Origin of the sequence: Massilia sp. LXY-6 (genome assembly GCF_051233485.1) — a bacterium.
Classification (GTDB): Bacteria; Pseudomonadota; Gammaproteobacteria; order Burkholderiales; family Burkholderiaceae_D; genus Telluria.
In genome coordinates, this window is record NZ_JBKFGF010000019.1 from 1 (window position 1) to 6,373 (window position 6,373).

Here is a 6,373-nt window from a genome sequence, read left to right on the forward strand (position 1 = left end):
CGCGCTTGAAGGGTGGAGCTGGTTAGACGATTACTGGGGGCAGGAACCGGCGGTGCGATAGTCAACCACCTTGATCTTGCCGCTGATGATGTCGGCCTTGGCGGCGTTCACGCGCTTTTCCATCGCCGCGGGGACGATGGCGCGGTTGTTCTTGTCCAGTGCCCAGTCGACGCCGCCTTCCTTCAGGCCTTTATACGTCACGCCGGAAGCGAACTGGCCGTTCTTGGCCTGCACCAGGGCGTCATAGGTGGCATTGCCGACGTTCTTGACCATCGAGGTCAGCACGGAACCCGGCTGGATGTCGTTCTGGTTCGAGTCGACGCCGATCGCCAGCTTGCCCTTGGTCTTGGCCATCTGCAGCACGCCCAGGCCCGAACCGCCGGCCACCGCGAACACGACGTCGGCGCCGCGGTCGAACTGGGCACGTGCCAGCTCGCCACCCTTGGCCGGGTCGTTCCAGGCGGCGGCGGTGGTGCCGACCATGTTCTGCTGCACGTCGATCTTCGGATTGACGGCCTTGGCGCCCTGGACGTAGCCGCAGGCGAAGGCGCGGATCAGCGGGATGTCCATGCCGCCGACGAAGCCGATCTTGCCCGACTTGGCAGCCATCGCGGCGGCCACGCCGACCAGGTAGGAGCCTTCCTGCTCCTTGAACAGGATCGAGTTGACGTTCTTGCCGGTGGCGTTACCGTCGATCAGGACGAAGTGCACGGCCGGGAATTCGGCGGCGATCTTTTGCACGGCCTGGGTCTGCGAGAAGCCGACCGACACGATCAGGTCGAGCTTCTTGCGGGCGAGGCCGCGCAGCACCTGCTCGGCCTGGGTATCGCTGCTGGCCTGGGCTTCGAAGACGTTGATGCCGTTTTCTTTCTTGAAGCGCTCAATGCCCTCGGCAGCCGACTGGTTGAACGACTTGTCGAACTTGCCGCCGGCGTCGTAGACGATGCCCAGCTTCGGCGCGCCTGCCGCGGCCGCGCTGCCGGCGACGCACAGCGCCGCGATCGTCATACTGAGTTGCTTGAATTTCATGTAATGGCTCCTGGAATCCTGATATTGTACCCGGCGCAACGGTTGCGATGGGAGGCGGCAAAGCAAGGACCAGCCCTCCGCGGCGCAATGCCAGCGGATTGTGTCAAAAATCTTTTCCTGCTGTGGTGTCGATGTGTATCGCGGTCGAGGCCGGCGGGGTGCCGTCGCGTCAGCGCAACAAACACTGGCCAGACCAGGGCCGACCACGGCGCTGCGTATCGGGAAATACCGGTGACCTTCGCAGCACAGCTTTGCAACTATGCATCAGCCCGTTTATTCGTGGCAAATACGATTTTACTTCGCAATTTATTTAGTTGAAATATAAATAGTGCCATTTTTCAGCTGTTTCTAACAGAAAACCACAGCTCTTGCCGTGTGCGTAATGAAGAGCAAACGCCGATCCAGCTGACTGGCGATCTATTTACTGCCTATTTGGCACTCAGGGGAAGCTCGCCCGTGACGAGCGGCGCCGCCAGCACGGCGAGCACCGGGGCGGTATCGATGACGGGCAAGGCGATCGGCCCGGCGGTATCGATGACGGCCGCGACGGCCGGTGCGCCGTCGGTGGCGACGGAGGGGATGGCCGGCGCAGGGATGGGGGCCGCCGAAGCGGCGCTTGCCGGAGCGGCATCGGCTGCGGGACTGCCGCTTGCCGCGGCATCGGCCAGCGATTTGGCGAACTGGGACGCCAGGAAATTCGCGACGCGGCGCTGGGTCCCTTCCAGATAGGGGATGTTCATGTGGTCCGAGTCGGGCACGGTGTCGTCCCCACACAGCTGGGCCAGCTTGGCGACGAGCTGGTCGGTATGCGAATGCGGCACCACGTCGTCGCTGGCGGCACGCAGCACATAGGTCGGGGCCTTCAGTGCCGGGGCATACTTGATCGACTCGAAACGGTGGCGCAGCATGTACTCGATCGGCATCACGCGGAACTTGCGCTTGGCGATCGCCAGGATCGAATCGTAGGGCGTGATCAGGACCACCGAATGCACCGGACGTTCCTTCGCCACTTGCACCGCGACGCCGGAGCCCAGGCTGCGGCCGACCACGGCGATGCGGCGCGCATCCACGTGGGCGCGCGACGCCATCCAGTCGAACAGCATGCAGCCATCCTCGATCATGTGGATCTCGGCCGGGTCGCCGTGGGATTCGCCATAGCCGCGGTAATTCACGGCCAGCACGGCCATGTCGGGAAACAGTTTGCCGGCATCGCGCACCACCCAGGAAACTTCTTCGGAGCGGCCGCCGAAGTAGACGACGGCCGGGTGGGGGCCGGGAATCTTCGGGGTCATCAGCCAGCCGCAGAGCCGGGTGCCGTCGGCGGCGCGCAGCACCACGGAACGGGTGCGGTGGCCGCTGCTGCGCGGGTTTTTGACTTCACGCTCGACGGTGGGATTGAACACCAGGCGGCGCTGGTTGGCGGCGACCGCAGCCGTCAGGCCCAGCCACAGCATGCTGGCAAAGCCAGCCATACCCGCCGCTACTTTTTTCCGAGTGTCCATGCGCTTAGTCTACCTCTGCCATCCATGAAATTCTGTGCGCTGAGGTACAAAGCCGCGACAGCATGGTCGACCTTGCGCAAACGTTGCCATATCGCAACGATAACATGCCGGGCAGGAAGTTGCAGGCGGGCCGCACAGAACGGCCCGCCATGGTCATCGGATTGTCGTGCTCACTGCATCGTCGGTCCGGCGGACGGCATATGGCGCTCCACGCTGTGCATTGCGTGCTCGACACGCTCGTCGGCCGGCAGCATCTTCATGTCCGGCACGTCTTCCACCGGGCTGACGCCCTTTACGCGCATGCCTTGTTCGTAGACCATCTTGCCACCGAACCAGCCGGACACCAGCACGCCCAGCGCAGCGATGGCCCCCATCGCCAGCGTGGTACCGGTGCCGCCGTGCCTGTATTCATTGCGGCGCATGGCGACGTTGGCGGCGGTCAGCGCCAGCGCGCCGCCGTTCAGCATCGCATGCACATTCGCCGTACGCTTGACCTCGGTTTCCGATTCGATCGCCATATAGTCCATGGCACCGGCGATACCGGCCGCGAGGCCGCCGATCAGGCCGCCGGCCAGGCTGTAGTAGCCGGCGTTGGCGTAATCGTCGTTGTCGGTCGAGCGGGCCATCGCGTCAAGAATGAAGCCGAACGGAATCAGGGCTGCAGGCGCGACGATCAGCATCGGGTGCAGCGGGTGGCCGGCCAGGGTCGATTTGGGCATATGTTCCTCCATGAAATGGTCGTGGGCGGACGGTCGAGGGGAGGGGACAGTGTGGCACAAGCCTGCGCCTGGACCCGCACGCGAGGCGAACCGCTAAGCGGACTGGGCCTCGTCAACGTACTGGTACCTTTGGGTCTGGCTGGGGAGCAGGCGGGGATGCGGCACGCACTGGCACATGCACAGGTCGTTTTCGAGTGCCACCTGCTTGCCGTTGAATTGTTCCGGCAGGCGTGGCCCGATGCACTGGATGAGGCCCGTGCTGCCGCAGGTATGGCAACGTATTTCATCCCCTTCCAGCGCCATGTGCCTACCGTCGATGGACAGCAGGGATGTCGCCGAGGTGACGACGCCGTCGGCTGTCGTGCCTGCCCCCAGGGTGATGTGATGGCGTTTCATGACGGTCATGTTGCCATTCGCCGCAGCGGTTCGCGTTGCTCTACTTGGGATGTCCACAAAAGATCAAGTAAGATATTTCGCTCGTGCTGAATCTTTCCTGGAGCTGAAGTGCACTACCTGCTGATGTATGAACTGGCGCCCGACTACCTGGCGCGCCGCGGCGAATTCCGCAACCCCCACCTGAAGCTGGCCTGGGAAGCCGAGCAGCGCGGCGAGCTCGTGATGGCCGGCGCGCTGGCCGATCCGGCCGACACCGCCGCGCTGCTGTTCACCGGTGACTCCCCGGAAGCCGCCGAGCGCTTCGCCAGGGCGGATCCCTACGTCACCGAGGGCCTGGTGAAGAGCTGGCGCGTGCGCCCGTGGAATACCGTGGTGGGCAAGGACGCCGTCACGCCGGTGCGTCCCGACTAAAGCAGCTCCAGCAAAACCATCTACTTACCTTCAGAGCAACAAGGGCCGTACACCGGGCTTTGGCGAACTTCCGATTTCGGCCCAATAGCGGGCTTTGCTGTCGGTTGATCGCTCCCATCCTCCTCGGCCATGACGGCTTTCGGTCAGGCCTTGCTTTTAGCTATAATATACCCCCGTACCCTATCCTGCATGGTGTTCATTTGTCACATACGACGAGAGAAAAGGCAAAATTACTTGCCCGTGTTCGCCGCATACGTGGGCAAGTCGAGGCGATCGAACGCGCCCTGGAGGCTGAGGCCGGGTGCGCCGAGGTTCTGCACTTGCTGGCGGCTAGCCGGGGCGCAATCAACGGCTTGATGGCCGAGGTTATCGAGGATCATGTCCGCGAACACGTCGCCGCCAGCGACCTGAGCGAGGCGGCTCGTTCGGAAGGCACGGGTGAGCTTCTCGACGTGATCCGAGCCTATCTCAAGTAGGCACCATGGCCGTCAAATCGCCGTGCATCGAGCTATGCCAATTCGATCGCAAGACCGGCTTCTGCACCGGATGTCTCCGTACGCTCGCCGAGGCGCGCGAGTGGAAGAAGATGACCGATCACCGCAGGCACCAGATCATCAACGAACGCGCGCGGCGCGAAAAAAAGCTGAGCGAGCGTTAGCGCAGCCGGCAAGGAAACCATATGCAAGACCTGACTCACACCCATACTCCCGGCCAAGCCGGCAGTCGGACCGATACGAACATGAGCGACTTCGCAAACGCCGCCTTCGGCGCGGGCCACGACCACATTTTTCTGGGGGCCGGCCACGAAAGCAATGAACGCAAAACGTGGGCGGTGATTGCGCTATGCAGCGCCATGATGCTGCTCGAAATTATCGGCGGTAGCCTGTTCGGCTCCCTGGCGCTGGTGGCTGATGGATTGCATATGTCCACGCATGCCGGCGCGATGTTGATTGCGGCGCTGGCGTACACCTACGCGCGCAAACACGCGACCGACCCGCGCTTCGTCTTCGGCACGGGCAAGCTCGGTGACCTGGCTGGATTCACGAGCGCCATCGTACTTGCGATGATTGCCCTGCTGATTGGCTACGAAGCCATTGTGCGGTTCTTCTCGCCGGTACCCATTCACTTCGGCGAGGCGATTCCAATCGCAGTCCTTGGCCTGCTGGTCAACATCGCGAGCGTCTGGCTACTGAGTGGCGGGCATCATGAGCATGGCCACGGGCACAGCCATGGTCACGGACATCGCCACGGCCATGATGACCACGGTCATGAGGAGGAAGCGCAGCGCATTATCGCTTCGTCCGGCGTTTTCTCGCTGTCCATCTTTGAAGATGGTGTGCCGCCTGTTTTCCGGCTGACGCCTGAATCCGCAAACTCGAAGCTGCCGCCCCCGGCTCTTTCCGTGATGACGATCCGCCCCGACGGCTCGCAACAATCCTTCACGTTTGCGGACCGGGGCGCTTACCTCGAATCGAAAGAAGAGATCCCGGAGCCGCATGCATTCAAGGTTATCGTCCGGCTGCCGGAGGGCGAGCATGCGGTCGAGTTCGAAGAGCATACGCACGATCATGATGACGCCGCGCATCGCGACCACAACATGCGCGCCGCCTATATTCACGTCATGGCGGATGCAGCTGTTTCGGTACTGGCCATCATTGGCCTCTTACTGGCAAGACAATTTGGCTGGCTTTGGATGGACCCGCTGGCCGGCGTCGTCGGCGCGCTGGTGATCGCAAACTGGTCGTTCGGCCTGATGCGTGACACGGGAGGGATCCTGCTGGACATGAACACCGACCAGAGGATGGCTGACAACTTGCGTCAGGTAATTGAAGGTAACGGAGACAAAGTGCTCGACCTTCACGTATGGCGCCTCGGCCCGGGCCACATGGGGGCTGTGGTTTCCCTGCTGACCAGGAAACCACAGCACAGTCCCGCTTTTTATCACGCTGCGCTCAAGCGCTTTAAGGGATTGTCGCACCTGACGGTTGAAGTGAACCCGATGCATACTGCGGTCTGAGATCGTAGAACCGGTCGCTGGTTAGCTGCCGTTGCCTTGGTGGACAGGCAAAGGCAGCTTCTGGCTGCACGCCAGACCTTCTTACTTCGCCGCCAGCAGCTTCACGATCAGGTTATGGGTCGTGATCGCGAACGAGCCGTCCGGCGCGCGCGCCACGCCGGCCGGCCGGTCGAGGCCGCCGGGCAGGGCGCCGAGCGCGATGCCCTGGCGCCCGGCGACGCCCGCTACCGTGCTGGTCACGTTGTCGAGGTTGATCCTGCGGATGGTGGCGTTGCCGGTGTCCGCGACATACAGGTCGT

Annotated in this window: 8 protein-coding genes and 1 pseudogene; 4 read left to right on the forward strand and 5 right to left on the reverse strand. The window is 62.9% G+C overall.

Annotated features, from left to right (window positions below):
• Positions 1–30: 30 nt before the first annotated feature.
• The 4 genes from ACI48D_RS10255 to ACI48D_RS10270 form a co-directional block, all read right to left on the reverse strand.
• Positions 31–1,029 carry a BMP family lipoprotein gene (locus ACI48D_RS10255; RefSeq protein ID WP_435571127.1) on the reverse strand — a complete coding sequence of 333 codons (999 nt, stop codon included), beginning with the start codon at positions 1,027–1,029 and terminating at the stop codon, positions 31–33.
• A gap of 428 nt (positions 1,030–1,457) precedes the next feature.
• Complete coding sequence (locus ACI48D_RS10260; RefSeq protein ID WP_435571128.1) at positions 1,458–2,531, reverse strand: alpha/beta hydrolase; 1,074 nt, start codon at positions 2,529–2,531, stop codon at positions 1,458–1,460.
• Positions 2,532–2,701: 170 nt separating this feature from the next.
• On the reverse strand, positions 2,702–3,250 hold the full coding sequence (locus ACI48D_RS10265; RefSeq protein ID WP_435571129.1) for a DUF2231 domain-containing protein: 549 nt from the start codon (positions 3,248–3,250) through the stop codon (positions 2,702–2,704).
• A 93-nt stretch (positions 3,251–3,343) separates the two neighbouring features.
• Positions 3,344–3,655 carry a PAAR domain-containing protein gene (locus tag ACI48D_RS10270; RefSeq protein ID WP_435571130.1) on the reverse strand — a complete coding sequence of 104 codons (312 nt, stop codon included), beginning with the start codon at positions 3,653–3,655 and terminating at the stop codon, positions 3,344–3,346.
• Between the two features lie 99 nt (positions 3,656–3,754).
• On the opposite strand from ACI48D_RS10270, the gene ACI48D_RS10275 reads away from it, so the two are divergent.
• The 4 genes from ACI48D_RS10275 (at position 3,755) to dmeF (ending at position 6,074) form a co-directional block, all read left to right on the forward strand.
• Positions 3,755–4,057, forward strand: coding sequence for a YciI-like protein (locus ACI48D_RS10275; RefSeq protein ID WP_435571131.1), 303 nt, complete (start codon positions 3,755–3,757; stop codon positions 4,055–4,057).
• Between the two features lie 200 nt (positions 4,058–4,257).
• Complete coding sequence (locus ACI48D_RS10280; RefSeq protein WP_435571132.1) at positions 4,258–4,533, forward strand: metal/formaldehyde-sensitive transcriptional repressor; 276 nt, start codon at positions 4,258–4,260, stop codon at positions 4,531–4,533.
• Between the two features lie 5 nt (positions 4,534–4,538).
• Positions 4,539–4,715, forward strand: coding sequence for a DUF1289 domain-containing protein (locus ACI48D_RS10285; RefSeq protein ID WP_435571133.1), 177 nt, complete (start codon positions 4,539–4,541; stop codon positions 4,713–4,715).
• Between the two features lie 81 nt (positions 4,716–4,796).
• Positions 4,797–6,074: a CDF family Co(II)/Ni(II) efflux transporter DmeF gene (gene dmeF / locus ACI48D_RS10290; RefSeq protein ID WP_435571134.1), complete on the forward strand. Its 1,278-nt coding sequence runs from the start codon at positions 4,797–4,799 to the stop codon at positions 6,072–6,074.
• A gap of 81 nt (positions 6,075–6,155) precedes the next feature.
• Here dmeF and ACI48D_RS10295 read toward each other — a convergent pair.
• Positions 6,156–6,373, reverse strand: a pseudogene (locus ACI48D_RS10295) (hypothetical protein); the annotation flags it as partial.

Coding starts and splice junctions, on each gene's coding strand:
- ACI48D_RS10255 (WP_435571127.1), bottom strand. CDS start 1,029: ATGAAATTCAAGCAACTCAGTATGACGATCGCGGCGCTGTGCGTCGCC.
- ACI48D_RS10260 (WP_435571128.1), bottom strand. CDS start 2,531: ATGGACACTCGGAAAAAAGTAGCGGCGGGTATGGCTGGCTTTGCCAGC.
- ACI48D_RS10265 (WP_435571129.1), bottom strand. CDS start 3,250: ATGCCCAAATCGACCCTGGCCGGCCACCCGCTGCACCCGATGCTGATC.
- ACI48D_RS10270 (WP_435571130.1), bottom strand. CDS start 3,655: ATGACCGTCATGAAACGCCATCACATCACCCTGGGGGCAGGCACGACA.
- ACI48D_RS10285 (WP_435571133.1), top strand. CDS start 4,539: ATGGCCGTCAAATCGCCGTGCATCGAGCTATGCCAATTCGATCGCAAG.
- dmeF (WP_435571134.1), top strand. CDS start 4,797: ATGAGCGACTTCGCAAACGCCGCCTTCGGCGCGGGCCACGACCACATT.